This is a genomic window from Actinocorallia libanotica (assembly GCF_039525175.1).
Taxonomy (GTDB): Bacteria; Actinomycetota; Actinomycetes; order Streptosporangiales; family Streptosporangiaceae; genus Actinocorallia; species Actinocorallia libanotica.
In genome coordinates, this window is record NZ_BAAAHH010000025.1 from 1 (window position 1) to 18,066 (window position 18,066).

Annotated in this window: 22 protein-coding genes and 2 tRNA genes; 12 read left to right on the forward strand and 12 right to left on the reverse strand. The window is 69.9% G+C overall.

What is annotated here, in order from left to right; all coding sequences use genetic code 11:
• Positions 1–592: helix-turn-helix domain-containing protein (locus ABD140_RS26185; protein WP_344243636.1), on the reverse strand; the 592-nt coding region annotated here is incomplete at its 3' end.
• Between the two features lie 428 nt (positions 593–1,020).
• Between ABD140_RS26185 and ABD140_RS26190 the strand changes: the two genes are divergently transcribed.
• Together ABD140_RS26190 and ABD140_RS26195 are read left to right on the forward strand one after the other, a co-directional pair.
• Positions 1,021–1,356, forward strand: coding sequence for an ATP-binding protein (locus ABD140_RS26190; protein WP_344243637.1), 336 nt, complete (start codon positions 1,021–1,023; stop codon positions 1,354–1,356).
• Positions 1,353–1,634: a hypothetical protein gene (locus ABD140_RS26195; protein WP_344243638.1), complete on the forward strand. Its 282-nt coding sequence runs from the start codon at positions 1,353–1,355 to the stop codon at positions 1,632–1,634. The genes ABD140_RS26190 and ABD140_RS26195 overlap by 4 nt, the downstream gene beginning before the upstream one ends.
• Positions 1,635–2,190: 556 nt before the next feature.
• Here the strand turns inward: ABD140_RS26195 and ABD140_RS26200 are convergent.
• Positions 2,191–2,994, reverse strand: a complete 804-nt coding sequence (locus ABD140_RS26200) for a Cof-type HAD-IIB family hydrolase (RefSeq protein ID WP_344243639.1) — start codon at positions 2,992–2,994, stop codon at positions 2,191–2,193.
• A gap of 76 nt (positions 2,995–3,070) precedes the next feature.
• Between ABD140_RS26200 and ABD140_RS26205 the strand changes: the two genes are divergently transcribed.
• Positions 3,071–3,913: a tyrosine-protein phosphatase gene (locus ABD140_RS26205; RefSeq protein ID WP_344243640.1), complete on the forward strand. Its 843-nt coding sequence runs from the start codon at positions 3,071–3,073 to the stop codon at positions 3,911–3,913.
• Between the two features lie 70 nt (positions 3,914–3,983).
• Here the strand turns inward: ABD140_RS26205 and ABD140_RS26210 are convergent, their stop codons facing one another.
• Together ABD140_RS26210 and ABD140_RS26215 are read right to left on the reverse strand one after the other, a co-directional pair.
• On the reverse strand, positions 3,984–4,505 hold the full coding sequence (locus ABD140_RS26210) for a bacterial proteasome activator family protein (RefSeq protein WP_344243641.1): 522 nt from the start codon (positions 4,503–4,505) through the stop codon (positions 3,984–3,986).
• Complete coding sequence (locus tag ABD140_RS26215; RefSeq protein WP_344243642.1) at positions 4,502–5,467, reverse strand: NAD(P)H-quinone oxidoreductase; 966 nt, start codon at positions 5,465–5,467, stop codon at positions 4,502–4,504. The genes ABD140_RS26210 and ABD140_RS26215 overlap by 4 nt, the downstream gene beginning before the upstream one ends.
• A gap of 63 nt (positions 5,468–5,530) precedes the next feature.
• On the opposite strand from ABD140_RS26215, the gene ABD140_RS26220 reads away from it, so the two are divergent.
• Positions 5,531–5,617 (forward strand) — tRNA-Ser (locus ABD140_RS26220).
• A gap of 1 nt (position 5,618) precedes the next feature.
• Here the strand turns inward: ABD140_RS26220 and ABD140_RS26225 are convergent.
• From ABD140_RS26225 to ABD140_RS26240, 4 genes are all read right to left on the reverse strand, one after another.
• On the reverse strand, positions 5,619–5,798 hold the full coding sequence (locus ABD140_RS26225; protein WP_344243643.1) for a hypothetical protein: 180 nt from the start codon (positions 5,796–5,798) through the stop codon (positions 5,619–5,621).
• 50 nt (positions 5,799–5,848) lie between these two features.
• Complete coding sequence (locus ABD140_RS26230) at positions 5,849–6,382, reverse strand: Clp protease N-terminal domain-containing protein (protein WP_344243644.1); 534 nt, start codon at positions 6,380–6,382, stop codon at positions 5,849–5,851.
• A gap of 1 nt (position 6,383) precedes the next feature.
• Entirely contained in the window at positions 6,384–6,629 is a 246-nt protein-coding gene (locus tag ABD140_RS26235; RefSeq protein WP_344243645.1) for an RNA polymerase subunit sigma-70, read from the reverse strand.
• A 239-nt stretch (positions 6,630–6,868) separates the two neighbouring features.
• Entirely contained in the window at positions 6,869–7,597 is a 729-nt protein-coding gene (locus ABD140_RS26240) for a M15 family metallopeptidase (protein ID WP_344243646.1), read from the reverse strand.
• A gap of 16 nt (positions 7,598–7,613) precedes the next feature.
• On the opposite strand from ABD140_RS26240, the gene ABD140_RS26245 reads away from it, so the two are divergent.
• Positions 7,614–8,000, forward strand: coding sequence for a hypothetical protein (locus ABD140_RS26245; protein WP_344243647.1), 387 nt, complete (start codon positions 7,614–7,616; stop codon positions 7,998–8,000).
• A gap of 9 nt (positions 8,001–8,009) precedes the next feature.
• Here ABD140_RS26245 and ABD140_RS26250 read toward each other — a convergent pair whose 3' ends face one another.
• Positions 8,010–8,462, reverse strand: coding sequence for a MarR family winged helix-turn-helix transcriptional regulator (locus ABD140_RS26250; protein WP_344243648.1), 453 nt, complete (start codon positions 8,460–8,462; stop codon positions 8,010–8,012).
• Positions 8,463–8,666: 204 nt separating this feature from the next.
• Between ABD140_RS26250 and ABD140_RS26255 the strand changes: the two genes are divergently transcribed.
• Positions 8,667–9,860 carry an ATP-binding protein gene (locus tag ABD140_RS26255; RefSeq protein WP_344243649.1) on the forward strand — a complete coding sequence of 398 codons (1,194 nt, stop codon included), beginning with the start codon at positions 8,667–8,669 and terminating at the stop codon, positions 9,858–9,860.
• Positions 9,861–9,984: 124 nt separating this feature from the next.
• On the opposite strand, the gene ABD140_RS26260 is transcribed toward ABD140_RS26255, so the two are convergent.
• Positions 9,985–10,740 carry a hypothetical protein gene (locus tag ABD140_RS26260; protein WP_344243650.1) on the reverse strand — a complete coding sequence of 252 codons (756 nt, stop codon included), beginning with the start codon at positions 10,738–10,740 and terminating at the stop codon, positions 9,985–9,987.
• Positions 10,737–11,678, reverse strand: a complete 942-nt coding sequence (locus ABD140_RS26265; RefSeq protein WP_344243651.1) for a hypothetical protein — start codon at positions 11,676–11,678, stop codon at positions 10,737–10,739. Before ABD140_RS26265 ends, ABD140_RS26260 begins: the two co-directional genes overlap by 4 nt.
• Before the next feature lie 251 nt (positions 11,679–11,929).
• Here ABD140_RS26265 and ABD140_RS26270 point away from each other — a divergent pair, with 251 nt between their 5' ends.
• The 4 genes from ABD140_RS26270 to ABD140_RS26285 all read left to right on the forward strand — a co-directional run bounded on the left by ABD140_RS26270 (position 11,930) and on the right by ABD140_RS26285 (position 14,685).
• Positions 11,930–12,472, forward strand: coding sequence for a SigE family RNA polymerase sigma factor (locus ABD140_RS26270; RefSeq protein WP_344243774.1), 543 nt, complete (start codon positions 11,930–11,932; stop codon positions 12,470–12,472).
• A gap of 160 nt (positions 12,473–12,632) precedes the next feature.
• Complete coding sequence (locus ABD140_RS26275; RefSeq protein ID WP_344243652.1) at positions 12,633–14,045, forward strand: RNA-guided endonuclease InsQ/TnpB family protein; 1,413 nt, start codon at positions 12,633–12,635, stop codon at positions 14,043–14,045.
• Between the two features lie 99 nt (positions 14,046–14,144).
• Complete coding sequence (locus ABD140_RS26280) at positions 14,145–14,540, forward strand: hypothetical protein (RefSeq protein WP_344243653.1); 396 nt, start codon at positions 14,145–14,147, stop codon at positions 14,538–14,540.
• A 56-nt stretch (positions 14,541–14,596) separates the two neighbouring features.
• Positions 14,597–14,685 (forward strand) — tRNA-Ser (locus ABD140_RS26285).
• Between the two features lie 391 nt (positions 14,686–15,076).
• On the opposite strand, the gene ABD140_RS26290 is transcribed toward ABD140_RS26285, so the two are convergent.
• Positions 15,077–15,310, reverse strand: coding sequence for a hypothetical protein (locus ABD140_RS26290; protein ID WP_344243654.1), 234 nt, complete (start codon positions 15,308–15,310; stop codon positions 15,077–15,079).
• A 335-nt stretch (positions 15,311–15,645) separates the two neighbouring features.
• On the opposite strand from ABD140_RS26290, the gene ABD140_RS26295 reads away from it, so the two are divergent.
• Positions 15,646–16,161, forward strand: coding sequence for a hypothetical protein (locus tag ABD140_RS26295; protein ID WP_344243655.1), 516 nt, complete (start codon positions 15,646–15,648; stop codon positions 16,159–16,161).
• Between the two features lie 338 nt (positions 16,162–16,499).
• Complete coding sequence (locus ABD140_RS26300) at positions 16,500–17,960, forward strand: protein kinase domain-containing protein (RefSeq protein WP_344243656.1); 1,461 nt, start codon at positions 16,500–16,502, stop codon at positions 17,958–17,960.
• Positions 17,961–18,066 lie beyond the last annotated feature (106 nt).

Sequence of the window (18,066 nt, forward strand, 5' to 3'; positions counted from 1 at the left end):
ACAACGAGTACCTCGAACGGCAGCTCGCGGCGTGAACTAACCGCAAATAAGCTGTCCGGAATCGGCAGGGCACATCAAGGGCTGTGTACATGGCACGATCAACGGCAAGCCATGCGACGTCGTGCGATCCGAATTTGTGCAGCGTTGAGCTGGCTATTTTGTAGATGGTCACGGCCAGAGCGGTTGTTTCATGGCTACTGCGATCCGCGCTTCGTGTTATCCGCGCGGCTTCTGCGATCAGTGGGGGAAGAGTCTTGCTGACGGCCACGAAATCAGAAGCTAGGAAAGCGGCGTTCACGTACTCGACCTGTTGCCTGAGGGAATCTACGTCCAGGGGCGTCCCGCTGCCGTCTTCGACGATGCTCCCGTAGGAGCCCAGAGCCGACTTGATGGCCGAGATCTCCGCCGCATCGGGTCTGTGCTGGGCTTCAACGGCATCGCCATCGTTGATGAGAGCGCTCACGCTGATCTGTAGGACTTCGGCCACACGCTCCAGCATGGGCAACCGGACTATCTCACGCTCTCCGCTTTCGATCTTCTCCGCCCAGCTGACGGAACGCCCGACAAGATCTGCGAAGTGGCGCATGGTCATGCCCCGCCTCCGCCTCCAGTAGGCGATGCGTCGGGCGATGTCTTGGCTACTGGTCATCGGCTCTAGCTTCGCGCGAAGACCGCCAGGAAGATCACACATTTTGTGCGGTCGCGTGCTGTGCGCAGCGCCTAACTTCTCGTCCACCTGGACCGATGCGTGCCGCACGTCTCGCAGCCGAACGCTCGGTGAATCGGCTTCAAAAAGCGGCCCCGGTCGGTGCGGACACACCGGCTCCGGGGCCTAGATCGGAAACAGAGGTTCCGACCATGAACGACAAGCCTAGGGGCTACGCGCAATTCCCTGTCCTGGAGATGCCGGGGAATGCGGTTCGCCGTGATTTCACGCTGGATGAGCGTGGGGCGGTGGTGGCGCTGGTGCGCTGCTGGTTCCGGGGGATCCTGCCGCGTGGATGCACGGCCGGGAGTGACATGGACTTGGTGCTCTCGGAGCTGGTGGCGAATGCCTCCGTGCACGGGGGCGGCGGTGAGATCACGTTGAGCGTGGGACACGCGGGGGGTCGTCTGCTGGGGCGGCTGGTGCATCGCCGGCCTCCGGCGGGTGACCTGCTCCCCAAGTTGGAGGCGGTGGCGCAGACCTCTCGGCTTCTGCTGGGCGAGTCGGTGAAGCCGGAAGAGCTGGTGGAGTCCTCGCGGGGCCTGCTGGTGGTCTGGCACCTCTCCGAAGGGTTCACCTACCGGCCGGAAAGCGACCGTTCGGTGACGGCGTGGGCGGTGCCCGGCTGCTCCTGCGGGGGCGTGTGGTGAGGGACGGGTGGCGGCTGCGGCTGCTGGCGTGGGCGCTGCGCCTGCATGGGGTCCGCTCCCTGGTCCGGATGGAGTCCTGGGGTGTCTTCCTGGTGGCCGACTGTGCTTTGCCGCCGTTGACGGTGTCGGTCCGGGTGGAGGGCGGTGCGGTGCTGTGGATGTTCGGTCCGGAAGAGGTGGTGATCGGTCAGCGGCTGTTGTCTGCGGCGGCGGTGGTGGCCTGGCTGTGCTCGGTGGAAGGCATGCGGGCGTTCATGGGCGGGGGCTGCCGTGAGTAGGGCGGCTGATCCGGCCGCCCGTGAGGTGGATCGCGATCAAACGCACGGTCCTGGGCTCGCCTTGTCCACTCGGGTTCCTGGGGCTGAAAGTGCAGACAGAGCGGGCATTGCTGGCGCACTGGGTCTTCGGGGGCCGCTATGTGCCCATGGTCGCCGACCTGGTGGAGCTGCGGGAGGCCAGCGACCCGGACTACGTGCCGGGTATCGGACGAGGTCGGCTTACGGAGATCACAGACAAGCTCAAGGGGCTTTCCAAGGGCGACGTTGATCGTTCTCCGAATCGCTCGCGGTCTCCGGAAGGTGAGCAAGCGGGGCGTAGGGGCCGCCAGGCCCCGTAGCACCGCTGTGCGCGAACGGGCGTGGTCGAACGGGGGAGAACACAGGTCCTGGAACGGGTGTGAACAAGGTGACCGGACGGCGGGGTGCGGGAGGGGCGGAGCCCCTCGCCCGGGGTCCGGGGCAGAGCCCCGGTGGGCACGGCCCCGAGCGTAGCGAGGGACCGAGCCGTGGGGAGGGGAGAAGCGGATGCGGGACGGAGAAGGACAGGAGCCGAGGCTCAGGCGGGCGGTTCGAGGAGGGTCTCGATGACCTGCGCGACCCCGTCCTGGTCGTTGGACGCGGTCCGCAGCGGTACGGCCGCCAGGACGTCGCGGTGGGCGTTGCCCATCGCGTAGGCGTGCCCCGCCCAGGCCAGCATGGGGAGGTCGTTCGGCATGTCCCCGAAGGCGACGACGTCGGCCGGGGTCAGCGAACGCTCCGCGCAGTAGTCCGACAGCGCGCTGGCCTTGGTGACGCCCAGGGCGCTGATCTCCAGCAGTGCGCGTCCCGAGGAGTGGGTGATGGTGACGAGGTCGCCGATCTCCTCGTGGGCGCGCCGCAGCAGCTCCTCCATGTCCGTGGGCGGGTGGAGGGCCAGCAGCTTGGTGGCGGGCCGCGCGGTGAGCGCCTTGTCGTCTTCGACGGCCTCACCGCCCCAGCTCCGGGCGTCCCACCGGCCGAGGTTGTAGTGGGACTCGAAGAGGAAGCCCTCGCCGTACTCGACGGCGAAGCCCAGCTCGGGCAGGACGGCGCGCAGCCGTCCCACGAGCTCGGCGAGGAGGTCGGGCTCGATGGTCCGCCGGCTGACGATCGTCTCGGTGTGCAGGTCGTAGAGCACGGCCCCGTTGGCGCAGATCGCCTGCCCCCGGTGGCCGAGCTGCCGGGCGATGCCGTGCATCCAGCGGGGCGGGCGTCCGGTGACCATGACCACGGCGAGCCCCGCCTCCTCGGCGCGGGCGACGGCCGCCACGGTACGCTCGGACACCGTGCCGTCCGAGCGGATCAGCGTGCCGTCGAGGTCGGTCGCGATGAGTTTCGGCATAGCGACCCTAAGTCTGCCCGGATTCGGCCATATTTGTGAGACCAAAGTGCCTCCTGTGCTGTGAGAGTACCTCTTTATGAGATCTGGTGTCCTGGCGCTGCCCCTCGTGGCGTCCTCCCTGCTGCTCGCGAGCCTGCCCGCGATCCCGGCGTCCGCCGAACCGGCGGCGGAACCGCCCCGCGTGGTCCACGTCGAGGGTGCCCACAACGTCCGCGACCTCGGCGGTTACCGCGGTGCGGACGGCAAGACGGTGCGCTACGGGCGTGTCTACCGTTCGGGCGGCCTGGCCAAGGCGACGTCCGAGGGCCTTGCCTTGCTCAAGAAGAAGGGCGTCACCCGCGTCGTCGACTTCCGGACGCGCGGCGAGATCCGGAGCGAGGGGAACTACCGGCTCCCCAGTGGGGTGAAGCGGCAGAAGTCGCCCGTGGAGTTCGGCCAGTTGGCCGGAATCCTGACCATGCCGACGCTCTCCCCGACGGCCACCGCCGTGCGCCGGGGGTACCGGCAGCTGGTCACCGACCCCGTGGCCCGCAAGGAGTTCGCCCGGACGTTCCGCGCCGTGGCCAAGGCCGACCGGGCGGTGCTCTTCCACTGCACCGCCGCCGGCAAGGACCGCACGGGCGTCATGTCGGCGATCCTGCTGCTGGCCGCCGGCGTCGACCGGTCGACCGTCTACCGCGACTACCTGCGCTCCAACGATGAGCTCAAGGCCTACAACGATGAGGTCATCGCCTACCTCAAGAAGGAGGACATCGACCCGAGGCTGGTCGAGCCCGCGCTGTACGCCCAGCGCTCGTACCTCGACGCCTGGTTCTCCGAGGTGAAGAAGCGGTACGGCGGTTTCGACAAGTTCCTCCGCAAGGGGCTCGGCATCAAGCCGGCCGAGAAGAAGGCGCTGCGCAAGCGCCTCCTGAAGTAGCGCGTAAGACGACGGCCGGAAGCCCGCGGAGGGCGTTCCGGCCGTCGCCGTGTTCAGGTGAGGCCCCCTCTCACAGGTAGGGGCCGTTGGAGCGGGGCTGCTCCTCGTCCTTCTGGACTCCACCGGGGATGAGCCCGGCGGGCAGCGCCTTGCGCATCTGCTCCAGCTGGGCGCGGGCCGCCATCTGCTGGGCGACGAGGGTGGTCTGGATGCCGTGGAACAGGCCCTCCAGCCAGCCGACGAGCTGGGCCTGGGCGATCCGCAGCTCGGCCTCGCTGGGCACCTCGGAGGCGAACGGCAGTGACAGCCGCTCCAGCTCCTCGACCAGCTCGGGGGCGAGGCCGTCCTCCAGCTCCTTGATCGAGGAGGTGTGGATCTCGCGCAGCCGGGCGCGGCTCGCCTCGTCCAGCGGCGCGGCCTTCACCTCCTCCAGCAGCTGCCGGATCATGCCGCCGATCCGCATCACCTTGGCCGGCTGCTCGACCATGTCGGTGAGGGAGCGCGGGCCGTCCTCCTCGTGGTCGGCCTTACCGGAGGACGGGTCCCCGGGTCCGACGATGAACACCTGCGGTTCCTGGTGCTGTTCGCTCATGACTCCCCAGTCTTCAACAAGATCTTGCCGAAATGTCCGCTGCTCTCCATGATCCGATGAGCTTCCCCCGCCTGCGGCAGGGGAAGCACCCGGTCGATCACCGGCCGGACCGTCCCGGCCTCCAGCAGCGGCCACACGTTCTCCCGTACGGAGGCGACGATCGCCGCCCTCTCCTCCAACGGGCGGGAGCGCAGGGAGGTTGCGTGCACGGAGGCGCGTTTGCCCAGCAGTTTGCCGAGGTCCAGCTCGGCCCTGGTGCCGCCCTGCATCCCGATCACCACGAGCCTGCCGCCGGGGGCGAGCGCGGTGATGTTGCGGTCGAGGTACTTGGCGCCCATGTTGTCGAGGATGACGTCGAACTCCCCGGCCCGGACGAAGTCCTCGGTGCGGTAGTTGACGGTGTGGTCGGCGCCCAGTTCGACGCAGCGCCGCGCCTTCTCCTCGGTGCCGACGGTGCAGGTCACCTCGGCGCCGCGCTGTTTGGCGAGCTGGATGGCCATGGTGCCGATCCCGCTGCCGCCGCCGTGCACGAGGAAGCGTTCCCCCGGCCGGAGACCGGCGATCATGAAGACGTTCGACCAGACGGTGCAGACCACCTCGGGCAGGGCCGCGGCCTCGACCACGGACGTCCCCTCGGGCACGGGAAGCAGCAGCTCCCGCGCCACCGCGACCCGCTCGGCGTACCCTCCGCCGCTGAGCAGGGCGCACACCTCGTCTCCGGGCGCCCAGTCGTCCACGTCGCGGCCCACCGCGCCGATCGTGCCCGAGGCCTCCAGGCCCGGGTACTCCGGAGCGCCCTCGGGCGGCGGGTAGAAGCCGAGCCGCTGGAGGACGTCCGCCCGGTTCACCGCGGTGGCGGCCACGTCGATGATCACCTCACCGGGTCCGGGCACCGGGTCTGGCGCCTCCCGCCAGGAGAGCGCCTCCGGGCCGCCGGGTTCGAGGATGGAGATCGCATGCATGAGTTCACGCTACCGATAGCGGGCGCGCTACCGGGTGACGCCCGCTATCGTGGTGTACGCACTGGAGGGTTCGCATAGTGGACGAGTGCAGGCGCCTTGAAAGCGCCCGGGCCTTCACGGGTCCCGTGGGTTCGAATCCCACACCCTCCGCTCAGACGATCAGCGCGATCGCCGATATGACGGCGATGAGCGCGACCACGGAGATGACGGCCAGAAAGAGGCCGGTGGGCATGCCGCCCTGGGCGTCCGGGTCGGGTTCACTCTCCACCCGCTGCGCGAAACGTTGGAACTGCTGGGTGTTTCCAGCGGGATCCTGTTCGTTCTCTGCCATATACCTGAGCGTATCCAAGGCATCGGCAATTGTAACTATTAGTAGATGATTCAAGCAGCCTCGGCGGTGATTTCGCGAAGTGCTGCACTTTTTACGTTTTCCAGCTCTGCTCCGGCGTTGCGCATGGCGCGGACGGGCGCGCTTTCGGGGAGCATCAGCAGCGCGAGCAGGATGTGCCCGTCGCTGATGAACCGGTGCCCGTTGCTGAGCGCCACCCGCAGGGAGAGCTCCAGCACTTTCTTGGCCTCGCGGGTGAAGCGCAGGTGGCCCCGCTTCTCCTTGCGGTCGCGGTCGAGGGCGCCCTCGCCGAAGGCGGACTCGGCGGCCTGGCGGACCGCCGACAGGTCGACGCCGATCGAGGCCAGCGCGTCGGGGTCGAGCCCGTCGATCTCGGCGCGGACGCGGGCGCGCAGCCCGTCGAGGCCGGGGAGGCAGGCGTCGAGCGCCCGTGCGGCGCCGCCCTCGACGGCGGTCAGGGCGAGCAGGAGGTGGCCGGCCTCGATCCGGTCGTGGCGCAGCGCCCTGGCCTCCTGCTGGGCCTGGACGACCACGGCGCGGGCGTCCTTGGTGAAGCGTTCGAACATTTCAGGTGTCCTTTCCGAATCTGGCGAAGAGGGAGGTCTCGGTGTTCCGGTGCTTCTTGTGCACGGCCTGGCGGCTGACGCCGAGCGCGTCGGCGACCTCCTGCCAGGACCAGCCCAGCGAGCGCGCGTTGCCGACCTGAAGCGTCTCCAGCCGGTCGGCCAGCTCCCGGAGCGCGCGCACCGCGCGCAGCCCCACCGCCGGGTCGCGGCTGCCCGCCTCACGGGCGAGCTGTTCTCCATCTGTCATGATGTCAACCTAGGTTGACACGAAGGGCGTGTCAACCCCGGTTGACGGAAATACGGAAATCAAGGCCGCTCGAGGACGACTTCTGGGAATCGGGCCACCCGGCGGCCTTCGGGAGGGTAATTCTTCCAAGGACGGAGGCTTCTCCACGGCATGCTCGTCGCCCGGAGGCGGCCGCCGAGCTCCGTACGGCCGCAGTGGTGTCCGCGCCCCCACTGCGGCCGTACGGCACCGCCAGGCGCTCAGCGGCTGTCGGAGAAGTGCTGGTAGTCCTTGGTCCCCTCCCAGTAGCCGCCCCACTTCCAGCCGATGCTCTGGAACGCCTTCACGACGTTGTCCCCGGCCGTGATGACGCCCGGCTCCTTGGGATTGCGGGACCGGTAGAACTTCTTGCAGCTCGGGTGGGCGATCTCGCCGCTGGTGGAGACGTACGGGTTCTGGCACGGATTGATGTCGATGGCCATGCCGTAGGCGTGGCGCGACCAGTTGCCCGAGCCGGTGGCCTGCCGGCAGTTGAACGCCGAGGTGTTGTTCGCCTCGATCGAGTCGAAGTCGCTGCCCTTGTACTCGTCGACCGGGACCATCTTGTGGATGGGGTAGCGGTCGTCGTAGAGCTTTTCGAAGACCCCCGCGATCTTTTGAGCTACCTTGGCGTTGATGACCAGCTTGCCGCCCTCGTGTGCCTTGTCGTCGAACCCCCAGTAGGTCATGGTGATCATCCGCAGCCCGGAGAGCGGGACCGGGCACCCCGCGCGCCAGGAATGGCGCAACTGTTCGGCGGTGACCTTGCTGATCTCGGACCTGAACTCCGGCGGCCCCTCGGGAGAGGCGGTCTGCGTCGGAGCCTGCTGGGGCGACCGGGTCTGGGTCCCGGTCGGCCCGCCGTCCTCCTCGTCCTGGCCACATGCGGCCGTTCCCGCGAGGAGGACCGCCCCCAGGGCGAGTATCGAAAAAGCCCGTGAACCGTCCATGACCTCAGGATCGCCCATGACCGAGCCGGACGAACGGCCGACTCTCTCCGACGAGCTGTTCGAGATGAAGGAGACCCCCGCGGCCCGAGCGGGTGGTGACGGACTGGGCCTGAGCTGGCCCGAGGCGCTCGGCGCACCCCCGAGCACCGGGGAGGTGGCGCGCGGCGCGGCGGGGTTCCTCGCCTACGCGCTGATCAACCTCGTCGTCATGTGGGCGCCGATGCACAACAGCGGCTCGGACACGGGCGTGCAGGCGGTGGTGCTGATCGCGGTGGCCTTCGGCTTCGGCGCGTTCCTGGTCTGGGGCGTGGGCAGGAACGGGCGCGCGTACGGGTTCGGCATGATGCTCGGCTGGGTGGTGCTCACCCTGCTGTCGCTGGGCTTCGCCACCGGGCTGGGCTGAGCCGCCCGCTCATTCGGCCTGGGCGGCGATGCGGGCGAAGGCGTTGCCGATGACCTCGAGCTCCTCCGGGGAGACGAGGTCGACGAGGTGGGCGCGCACCGTGCGCACGTGGTCGCGGGCCGCCCGGTCCAGGGCGGCGAAGCCCTCCTCGGTGAGGACGGCGTTGATGCCGCGCTTGTCGTCCGCGCAGGCCTCCCGCCGGACCAGGCCCTTGTTCTCCAGCCGGGAGCAGGTGTGGGAGAGCCTGCTGCGGGACTGGTAGGCCATGACCGCCAGCTCGGCCATGCGGAGCCGGCGTTCGGGCGCCTCCGAGAGGCGGACCAGGATCTCGTACTCCGGCATGGTCAGGCCGTGGGAGGCCTTGAGGTCGCGGTCGAGCCGTTCCCACAGCCGGGAGCTGCCCTCCAGGTACGCGCGCCAGTGGCTCTGCTCGGCAGCGTCCAGCCAGCGGGGTTCTTCCATGGGCAGAGCCTACCCATGCCGCCCCCGCGGGATTTTCCCCAGGTGTTGCTGACGGCTCGAACATCTGTGCGCTAACGTGATGGCCATCGAACGCATCTTCGATCATGCGGATTGGGGGTAGTTGTGGTCCTTATGGCGACACGCCGTCAGTGTTTCTATGGAAATCTACGGCCGCAGCTATACGCCCTCATAGAGTCCGAGACCGTGGACCCCGTACGCAATCCCTACGCGCCCGGCGCGGGCCAGCGGCCCCCGGAGCTCGCCGGCCGCGACCGCGAGCTGCGCCAGTTCGAGGTCGTGCTGGAACGGGTGGCCCGGGGGCGCCCGGAACGCAGCATGATCATCACGGGGCTGCGCGGGGTGGGCAAGACCGTCCTGCTCAACACCTTCCGCTCCATGGCGATCCAGCGGCTCTGGGGCACCGGCAAGATCGAGGCGCGGCCGGAGCAGTCGATCCGCCGCCCGGTCGCCGCGGCCCTGCACACCGCGATCCGGGAGCTGGCGCCCCGCCACCGCGCCCCCGACCGCATCGAGGAGTTCCTCGGCGTGCTCAAGGCCTTCGCCCAGGCCGAGCCGCCGCCGTCCGGGCGCGCCAAGGCCCCGGTGCACCGCTGGCAGCCCGGCATCAACGTGCCCGCCGCCCGCGGCCGCGCCGACTCCGGCGATCTGGAGATCGACCTCACCGAGCTGTTCGTCGACGCCGCCTCGGTCGCCACCGACCTCGGCGTGGGCATCGGCCTGTTCGTCGACGAGATGCAGGACGTGCCGCCCGACGACGTGTCCGCGCTGTGCGCCGCCTGCCACGAGCTGTCCCAGACGGGCGGGCCGCTGATCGTGGTGGGGGCGGGCCTGCCGCACCTCCCGGCGGTGCTGAGCGCCAGCAAGTCCTACTCCGAGCGGCTCTTCCGCTACGCCAGGATCGACCGCCTCGACCGGGACGCCGCCGACCAAGCGCTGCTCGCACCCGCCGGGCGCGAGGAGGTCACCTTCACCCCCGAGGCGCTGGACGCCCTGTACGAGGCGGCCGACGGCTACCCGTACTTCGTCCAGGCCTACGCCAAGGTCGTCTGGGACCTGGCGCCCACCTCGCCGATCACCGAGCACGACATCAAGGTCGCCGCGCCGGAGGCCGAGAGCGAGCTGGCCGTCGGGTTCTTCGGCAGCCGCTACGAGCGGGCCACCCCCGCCGAACGCGACTACATGCGGGCCATGGCCGCCCTGGGGGACGAGCCGGTCTCCACCGCGTCCGTCGCCGACGAGCTGGGGCGCAAGCCGTCCAGCCTGTCCCCGGCCCGGGACGGGCTGATCAAGAAGGGGCTGATCTTCAGCGCCGAGCGCGGCTCGGTGGCCTTCACGGTGCCGCACTTCGGGAGGTTCCTGCGGGAGCAGCCCGGGTGAATATCCGGCTCTCTAAGGTCGGCGCTAGAAAGCCGTAGAGAGGTATGGCAAGTCTTGTCTAAGGATCTCTAGGGCTGGTGCTAGAGATCCTTAGACTCTCCTGACCAGGAAAATCTAGGGTTCTCTAGTGCCTGGTCAAGATGGCGTTAGACGGCTGAAGAACCGCCTGCTCGTCCACCGGCGCGGCGAGCACCTCGTCCGTCGTCGCCGCGCGCACTCCGCCGTCGGCCAGCGAGACCGCGAAGACGACCTCGCTCCCGTCGGCCAGCGGGTAGACCAGGAACCGCCAGCACGCCTCCCGCCAGACCTCCGCCGGCGCGGCCTTGCGGGAGAGCCCGTACCGGCGCCACGGCTCGCTGGCGTGCAGGGCGGTGAAGGTCTCGCGCAGCGGCACGGCACGGCGCTCGCAGGGCACGCGCCGCCGCCGCACCACCGTCGAGATCTCGGGGGAGAGCGCCGCGATCAGCCCGACCTCCACCACGAACAGCAGGGACCGCCAGCCCGGCAGGTCCGCCAGGACCTGCAGCCCGGTGTCCTGCACCGGGACGGCCACGGCCGCGGCCACCCCCAGCAGCCCGGTGCGCAGGACCGTCATCCGGGTGACCGGGACGTTGCTGAGCACCCCGAAGCAGCCGCAGCCCTGGCCCGGCCGGAGGGCGCGCATCTCGTCCAGCACCCACGTCGCCGAGACCAGCAGCATGGCGGTCGCCAGCCGCACCAGCAGGTGGGCCGAGAACAGCAGCAGCACGCACAGCACGCACTCGACGAGGAGCGCCAGGATCTTGAACCCGTCCTTGGCCGCGTGCATCTTGCCCAGGATGGCCAGCGCGAACATGAAGATGACGACGAGGAGTTGGGTTTCGAGCACGACGAGCGTCATCGGTTCACCGCCAGGGACACGTTGAAGCAGCCGACATCCAGGTCTCCCCCGAGCTCGACGAAACTGGCCCTGGTGAGCTCCACCAGGCGGCCGCGCGGGGTGGTGCCGCACACCACGCACCGGTCGCAGAACAGCGCCGCGTTGCAGCCGCACTCGATCACGTCGAGGTCGGCGCCGCGGCCGGTGCAGTCGTTGCGCACCTCCACCGCGCTGCCCAGCGACAGGTAGGGCAGCTGGGCGCAGGGATCGGGGGCGTCGGGGCAGCCGCCGGAGTCGCCCAGCGCCTCGAGCCGCGGGTAGGCGGCGCCGCGTCCGGGGGTGGAGTACCAGGTGGCGGTGCCCCGCAGCACGCCTTTCTCGGGTCCGGGCGGCGGGGCGGCCAGCGGCGCGGGCTGCGCGCTGCCCGGCTGGACCGCCACCGGCCCCTCCCACGTCTGCCGGGCGATCACGTCGAACAGCTGGCCGGGGAGCATCAGCGGGTGCCGCACGAGGATCTTGCCGAGGCTCTCCGGCGGGATGGCCACCCGGACGTGTGGCCGGTGCGGCCCCTGGTCGACCTCGACGAGGTGGCGCAGGCCCTGCCGCTCCCGCTTCTGCGCGACCGAGAGGATCGTCCCGTTGACCCGGACGATGTCGACCCAGATCCGGTCGGCGGCGAGGCCGTCACCGGTGGGGCGCACGACCGCGTCCCGGCCGGGCTGCAGCGCCTCGCGGCCGGCGCGCCCGCCGTACCAGACGGAGGTCTCGTCGGACATGGGCACCCGGTACTCGCGGTGGCCGACGCCGCTCCCGGCGGGCGCCCACAGCACGAGCAGGTCGGGTCCGGCGTCGACGACGCGCCCTTCGACCACGGGCAGCGGGGGCTCGCCGACCGGCAGGAACCGCTCGGAGGGTCCCAGGACCGCGGACCTCCATCTACGGCGTCGGCGCGTCGGCACCCCTCTTCCACCCCTCTGCTGTCAAGTGCTTCTGTCAAGCGTGTTCCATGCGGTGTTGTCAACAGTTACCTCCCGCAGGCCAAATGTCGACCAATTTGTCCATAACTCGCGGTTCTGCGGATGGGTTTTTCACTCCTGGGTACAGTTTCTTCGCACTTGGTTGACCCTAAATTGGGAATTACTGGAAACCGTAATGGAGATCTTCGTGTCAGGGTACGGCTCAGAGCCGGCTCCTGGAGGCGGGGATGAACATGGATAATCCGGTACATAAGGAGTTCGCCGAGTATGTGATCCGCCGCGGTCCCGCCCTGCTGCGCATGGCACGGGGCCTCACCGCGGACCCGACGGAGGCCGAGGACCTCCTGCAGACCGCACTCGCCCAGACCTACCTGGCCTGGGACCGCATCCAGGACCGCGCGGCCCTGGACGGATACGTCCGCCGCGCCATGGTCAACATCCGGATCTCCTGGTGGCGCCGCCGCGGCCCGGAGGTCCACCCGACCGCCGACCCGCCCGACCTGCCCGTCGAGGACTGCACCCGCCGCAGCGAACTGCGCGACTGCCTGCACCGCGCCCTGTGCCGCCTCCCCGACCGCCAGCGGACCACCCTCGTCCTGCGCTACTACGCCGACCTCTCCGACGCGCAGATCGCCGAACACCTCGGCATCAGCGTCGGCACCGTGAAGTCGACGGTCTCCCGCGCCGTCACCCGCCTCCGCGGCGACGCCGACCTCGGGCAGGACTTCCCCATCCCCCGGCCCAGGGGCTACCCCACCCGACCACCCGACCACTAAGAGCCTGCTGGCAAACCCCGAAGCGGCGGTGGGAATGCTCTTCGGTGCTGGGCTCGCCTGCTGCCGGCGGTGTGTCCGGTCAGTGAGCAGACCCTGACCTATCGTGGTGTTCCGATGGCGGATTCGAACTGGTGTACGTATCGTGGCGGGTGTGTCGCGGATGACGGCGTTCAGATACACCCTCGAGCCGACGGCTGCGCAGGAGATGCTCCTACGCACGGCCGGCGGTGCCGCACGCGCCGCCTACAACACCCTCCTCGCCCTGGTGAAGTCCGGCTTGGGCGAACGCGGAACCGATCCAGATGTGCGGGTTCCGTGGTCGAAGTTCGATCTGATCAATGCGGTCAACGCCTGGAGACGCGACCTGGACGCCCAGGGAGCGACCTGGCACCGCACGATCCCGTCGATTGTGTTCGAGGAGGCCGCCGCAGACCTCGCCCGAGGCCTGGTGGCGTTCACCGACTCCCGGAAGGGCCGCCGACCGGGGCCTGCGGTGGGGTTCCCGGCTTTCAAGAAGAAGTCCCGCACCCTCTACTGCTTCCGCATCCGCTCCCAGAAGGCCAATGTCGCGGTGGGAACTCCCGATCGTCTGCGCGCGGTGAGACTGCCCCGTCTGGGGGTGATCGGGGTGCGGGAGGACACCCGGCCGCTGCGCAGGCTGCTGAGTCCCGGTCCGGACGGGGAACCCCGAGCCCGCGTCATCGCGGCCACCGTGCGGTGGCGGCGCGGCCGGTGGACCGTGGCGATCAGTGTGGAGGCCCCCGACCTGCACCCCGCCGTCCGGCATGCCCCGCCGGAGGTGGAGGCATCCGGCTGGGCGGGCGTCGACCGGGGACTGATCGACCTGGTCGTGGCCGCCACTGATGACGGCACCGAGACCGCCCGGGTCCCGGCCGCACGGATCTACCGGCGCCGCCAGGAGGGCCTGGCCCTCCGGCAGCGGCGCCTGGCCCGCACCCGGCCCGACTCCCGCAGGCGCGCCCGCGCCCTGCAGAAGGTGAGTGAGTATCAGGCCCGCACCGCGGCGATGCGCGAGCACCGGTTGCATGAGGTGTCGAACCTGCTGGTCAAGAACCACGACCGGCTGGTGATCGAACACCTGCACGTGGCCGGGATGCTCGCCAACCACCGCCTGTCCAAGTCCCTGTCCGATGCCGCCTTCGCCTCCCTGGCTCGGATACTGGTCTACAAGGCCGCCTGGCGGGGCGTTATCGTGGTGGAGGCCGAGCGGTGGTACGCCTCCAGCAAGACCTGCTCGCGCTGCGACCACCGCGTCGCGACACTGCCCCTGTCCCAGCGGGAGTTTCGCTGCCCGGAGTGTGGACTGCGGATCGACCGGGACCTCAATGCCGCGATCAACCTCGCCAAGCAGGGCCCTCGCCTGTCCCGTCTTGTCCGTTTCCTCTCATGCCCGGGTGGAGGTCATCACCCGGGCCCCGGACCCGCAAGCAGCGGGCCGGGTGACCAACGCGCGACCCAGACCCACAGACGCCACCGGCCGACCACTGGTACGGCCGCCGTCTGCGGGCCGTCAACGGCGCGAACCCCCACCACCGCCCTGCCGGGTGCGTGAGCGGGGACTCCCGAGAAGGGGGCTGTGCACGATCAAAAGGTTTGTACACAGGCTGTAAGGTCTCAGGGCACCCGACGGGGCCTCTCACTTGGAGTTCTCATGCGTCTCAGATCTGTTCTCCTCGCCGTAGTCCTCCTGCCCGCGGCGGTGGCCTGCGGAGGTGGCGACGGCGTCGACAAGCAGGCCAGCTGCAACCAGATGAAGGACGCGATCAAGTCCATCGCCACCCTCCAGGCCGAGGAGAACGGCACCGGCGAGGCCGACTTCACCAAGATCTACGCCGACGCCGCGGCCAAGATCCGCACCGCCGCCGGCTCCGCCGAGGACGACAGCGTCAAGACCGCCGGCACCCAGGTCGCCGACGCCCTCGACCAGCTCGCCAAGGCCCACAAGTCCGACGACCCCACCGGCGGCCCCGAAGCCCTCGAAGCCAGCGGCAAGCTCGCCACCGCGGCCGGCACCTTCGAGCAACACTGCGGCCCCGTCGAGAGCTAACCGCTTTGCCGCACCCCCCGACTACCGGTACCCTTGCACTGGCCCTCACGGGTCCTGGAGGTGTCGCCTAGTACGGTCTATGGCGCCGCACTGCTAATGCGGTTTGGGTTCACGCCCATCGCGAGTTCAAATCTCGCCACCTCCGCCTTCTGACCAGGTCCGCCGCACGAGTTCGTGCGGCGGACCTGATCGTTTTCGGGGCGGGGTCCGGCCCTTCGGCCCTCGCGCAGCCCGCGGCCCTTCTCCCGCATCGGGATCACTCCGGTTCCGCCTCCGCGCCCTCCGCTCCACCCTTGGTCCCTCACTACGCTCGGGGCCCTGCCCACCGGGGCTCTGCCCCGGACCCCGGGCGAGGGGCTCCGCCCCTCCCGCTCCCCGCCGTCCGGCCAGTGTGTTCTCCCCCGTTCCGGAACCCGTGCTCTCCACCCGTCCAAGCACCTCCGTTCGCGCACAGCGGTGCTACGGGGGCCTGGCGGCCCCTACGCTCCGCTTGCCTTCCGGTCGGTCGGTCGGCGCAGCGCGCGGAAGCTCACGCTCTACTGCACCGGTTGTACGGACTGATCGATGACCAGGCCACAGTGATCATCGAAGAGGCGCGCCGCCGAGCAGCCGAACCCATCCGCAGTCTCGCTCGGTACCTGGAGGAGATGGCCGACCGCGGTGACCTCACGGTTCTCGTTGAGGCCGTTCATCTCGCCGACCGGCGACCGCTCGCCGATGCCGACGAGGATGCGGCGGAGCGGGGAGGTTCCCTGTGCGGGGGCCCTCACCCGGCCACTGCTCTGCTCCGAACATCCCGGCGGCCCGGAGGACCACCGCCCGATCGGCGTCGGCCGTTGCCTGATCTGCAACGATCGTCGGCGCCTCGGCCAGGTCGGCGGTCCACCAGCCGGCCTGCTGGCCGGGCTCCGCGACAACGTCCGCGGAACCCGCGACCGCAAGTGCCGGGAGCGCCCCGGCGGTGAGCCCGTCGACACCGAGCCCATCCGCGGAGCCGAACCCACCGGCGGCCGAGGGGCAGGCCATGCATCGTCGAACCGTTCTTCCCATGGTCTAATGACTCGCATTTGGGGAGGAAGTCCCGAGCAGAAGTGGGTGGGCGAACATGCGGATCGACGGAGTGCGGGCGGAGCCCGGTGGCGACGTCACGATCACGTTCGTGCCCCACGGCTACGAGGTGCAGGGCGTTCACCTGGACACCCGGATGGAGATCTGGTTTGAACGGTTCTTCCGTGTCCGCTATGTCCTCTCGGCGCTCGTCGGCTCGGCCGTGTTCGGTGTTCTGGCCATCTCCGCCGGCGAGCAGGGAGCCTCCAGCACCACCCAGACCCTGATCTTCGCCCCCGGCATCGTAGGCATCGCTTACGGCCTGCTCTCCTTCATCGCCTCCAGGATCACCGTCCTGACCAGCGCCGCCCAGACCCTCCGGCAGGCCGACTACAAGCATCACCCGTCGCACGCCATCCACCAGGCATGGGCCCACCAGTCCTTCGACGCCCTCGCCATCACCGTCCAGCACACCGACGGCACCCAGGCCCGCTACACCGCCACCGGCCCTGCCGCTCCGGCCCTGGGCCAGGGTTTCCACCATCTCCTGGGTCCCCGCCTGACCTCCTACTGACGCCGAGTGACCAGCCGGGCCTTCTCGCGTCCCGCGAGGGTCTGCTCCGCGATGCTCCCCGTCATCTCATCGTCGACGTGCCCGCCGGGGTGGCCCGCATCGTTCGCACACTTTGCACGCCGCTTTCGGGACTCTGAGAAACAAGTCGAGGTGCTTCGCCGCGGGCTCGCCGAAGCCATTCGCCAGGCGAATGAGGAGGGGCCGCCGCGGAGGGCGGTTCTGCGGCTGAATCTCTCATCGGATCTCCGGGTGCCGCGCTGAGTGGTACGCCCGAGATTTTCGCTCGGAACATCCCCGCGCGCCGTACGCTCGGGATGGGCGGGCGAAGGGGAGGAAGCATGGCGGAACCGCTGGGCGATGATGATCCGGTCGAGATCGGGCGTTATCGGTTGGTCGGGCGGTTGGGGCGGGGCGGGATGGGAACCGTCTACCTCGGCGAGGGCGCCGACGGCAGGCGGGTCGCCGTCAAGGTGATCAACGCCGAGCTCGCCGGGCAGACCCAGTTCCGGGACCGGTTCCGGCGCGAGGTCGAGACGGCCAAGCGTGTACGCCGCTACTGCACTGCTCCCGTCGTCGACGCCGGGCTCGACCACAGCCCGTGGTTCATCGTGACCGAGTACATCGCGGGGCCGACCCTCCAGGAGGCGGTCGAGTCGGGCGGCGCGCTGCACGGCGGCGATCTGGAGGGGCTGGCCCTCGGGGTCGCGACGGCCCTGGCCGCCATCCACGACGCCGGCCTCGTGCACCGTGACCTCAAGCCGTCCAATGTGCTCCTGTCGCCGGTCGGGCCGCGCGTCATCGACTTCGGGATCGCCCGCGCCCTGGACGGCGCCGACGGCATGACCCGCACCGGCCAGCTGATCGGCACCCCCGCCTACCTGGCCCCCGAGCTCGTCACCGGCGGGCGGCTCAGCCCGGCCGCAGACGTCTTCTCCTGGGGTTGCGTCGTCGCCTACGCCGGTACCGGCCGCGCCCCCTTCCACGGGTCGACCCTGCCCGAGATCCTGCACCGCGTCGCCTACGACGCCCCGCGCCTCGACGGCCTCGACCCTGAACTCCTCCCGCTCGTCGAAGCCTCCCTGGCCAAGGACCCGGCCGTCCGCCCGAGCGTCGCCGATCTGCTCGAAGGTCTGACCGGGCGCCGCATGACCGACATCGCCTCCCTCCCCGCCGCAACCGTGGCCCCTCGGCCACAGCCCGGCCCGCAGGGCTTCCCGTCTCAGCCCGGCGCGTTCCCGCCGGGCTTCCCCCCTCCCGGTTCCGCGCCCGAGCCCGCGAGCCGGCAGCCTCCGCCTTCCCCGCTCCCGCCCACCGACCCGCAGGGCCACTGGCCCGGCCGTCCCACGACGGCCCGTAAGGGACGGCGCGGGCCGGTGATCGCCGCCATCGGGGTCGTCCTCCTGGCGGCGGCCGGAATCACGGCCTACCAGCTGACCCGCGATCCGGGCGGTGGCGGAGGCACGGGAACCGACGGCAGCGGCGACGGCTCAGCGGAGACCGCCACCCCGGCCGACTGGAGCAGCGACTCCGATACCTACGCGAACACGCTCGGCCCACGGTTCACCCTGTCGTGTCCCTCGGGAGGCACGGCGGGAACGGTCTGGGGCACCGACGTCTACACCAGCGACTCCTCGGTGTGCACGGCGGCCGTCCACGCCGGGCTCATCACGCTCGCGGAGGGCGGCCGGGTACGGGTCGAGATCAAGGCGGGCCAGGACGCCTACCAGGGCTCCACCCGCAACGGCGTGACCAGCCAGTCCTACGGCAGCTGGGGCGGCAGCTTCTCCTTCCTCCGCTGACCGCCTCCCACGAGTTCGACGGCGGCCGTGCATCGGTGATGGCGTCCGATGGCCGCGGCGTCGGGGACTCGCCCGCGTAACTACTTTTGTATCGCAAAAGTAGTTG

Excerpts from the sequence above, each read along its gene's own strand:
- ABD140_RS26205 (WP_344243640.1), top strand. The coding sequence starts at position 3,071 with ATGAGATCTGGTGTCCTGGCGCTGCCCCTCGTGGCGTCCTCCCTGCTG.
- ABD140_RS26190 (WP_344243637.1), top strand. The coding sequence starts at position 1,021 with ATGGACTTGGTGCTCTCGGAGCTGGTGGCGAATGCCTCCGTGCACGGG.
- ABD140_RS26270 (WP_344243774.1), top strand. The coding sequence starts at position 11,930 with ATGGATAATCCGGTACATAAGGAGTTCGCCGAGTATGTGATCCGCCGC.
- ABD140_RS26295 (WP_344243655.1), top strand. The coding sequence starts at position 15,646 with ATGCGGATCGACGGAGTGCGGGCGGAGCCCGGTGGCGACGTCACGATC.
- ABD140_RS26230 (WP_344243644.1), bottom strand. The coding sequence starts at position 6,382 with ATGTTCGAACGCTTCACCAAGGACGCCCGCGCCGTGGTCGTCCAGGCC.
- ABD140_RS26240 (WP_344243646.1), bottom strand. The coding sequence starts at position 7,597 with ATGGACGGTTCACGGGCTTTTTCGATACTCGCCCTGGGGGCGGTCCTC.
- ABD140_RS26250 (WP_344243648.1), bottom strand. The coding sequence starts at position 8,462 with ATGGAAGAACCCCGCTGGCTGGACGCTGCCGAGCAGAGCCACTGGCGC.
- ABD140_RS26235 (WP_344243645.1), bottom strand. The coding sequence starts at position 6,629 with ATGACAGATGGAGAACAGCTCGCCCGTGAGGCGGGCAGCCGCGACCCG.
- ABD140_RS26280 (WP_344243653.1), top strand. The coding sequence starts at position 14,145 with ATGCGTCTCAGATCTGTTCTCCTCGCCGTAGTCCTCCTGCCCGCGGCG.
- ABD140_RS26200 (WP_344243639.1), bottom strand. The coding sequence starts at position 2,994 with ATGCCGAAACTCATCGCGACCGACCTCGACGGCACGCTGATCCGCTCG.
- ABD140_RS26245 (WP_344243647.1), top strand. The coding sequence starts at position 7,614 with ATGACCGAGCCGGACGAACGGCCGACTCTCTCCGACGAGCTGTTCGAG.
- ABD140_RS26215 (WP_344243642.1), bottom strand. The coding sequence starts at position 5,467 with ATGCATGCGATCTCCATCCTCGAACCCGGCGGCCCGGAGGCGCTCTCC.
- ABD140_RS26225 (WP_344243643.1), bottom strand. The coding sequence starts at position 5,798 with ATGGCAGAGAACGAACAGGATCCCGCTGGAAACACCCAGCAGTTCCAA.
- ABD140_RS26260 (WP_344243650.1), bottom strand. The coding sequence starts at position 10,740 with ATGACGCTCGTCGTGCTCGAAACCCAACTCCTCGTCGTCATCTTCATG.
- ABD140_RS26300 (WP_344243656.1), top strand. The coding sequence starts at position 16,500 with ATGGCGGAACCGCTGGGCGATGATGATCCGGTCGAGATCGGGCGTTAT.
- ABD140_RS26210 (WP_344243641.1), bottom strand. The coding sequence starts at position 4,505 with ATGAGCGAACAGCACCAGGAACCGCAGGTGTTCATCGTCGGACCCGGG.
- ABD140_RS26275 (WP_344243652.1), top strand. The coding sequence starts at position 12,633 with ATGACGGCGTTCAGATACACCCTCGAGCCGACGGCTGCGCAGGAGATG.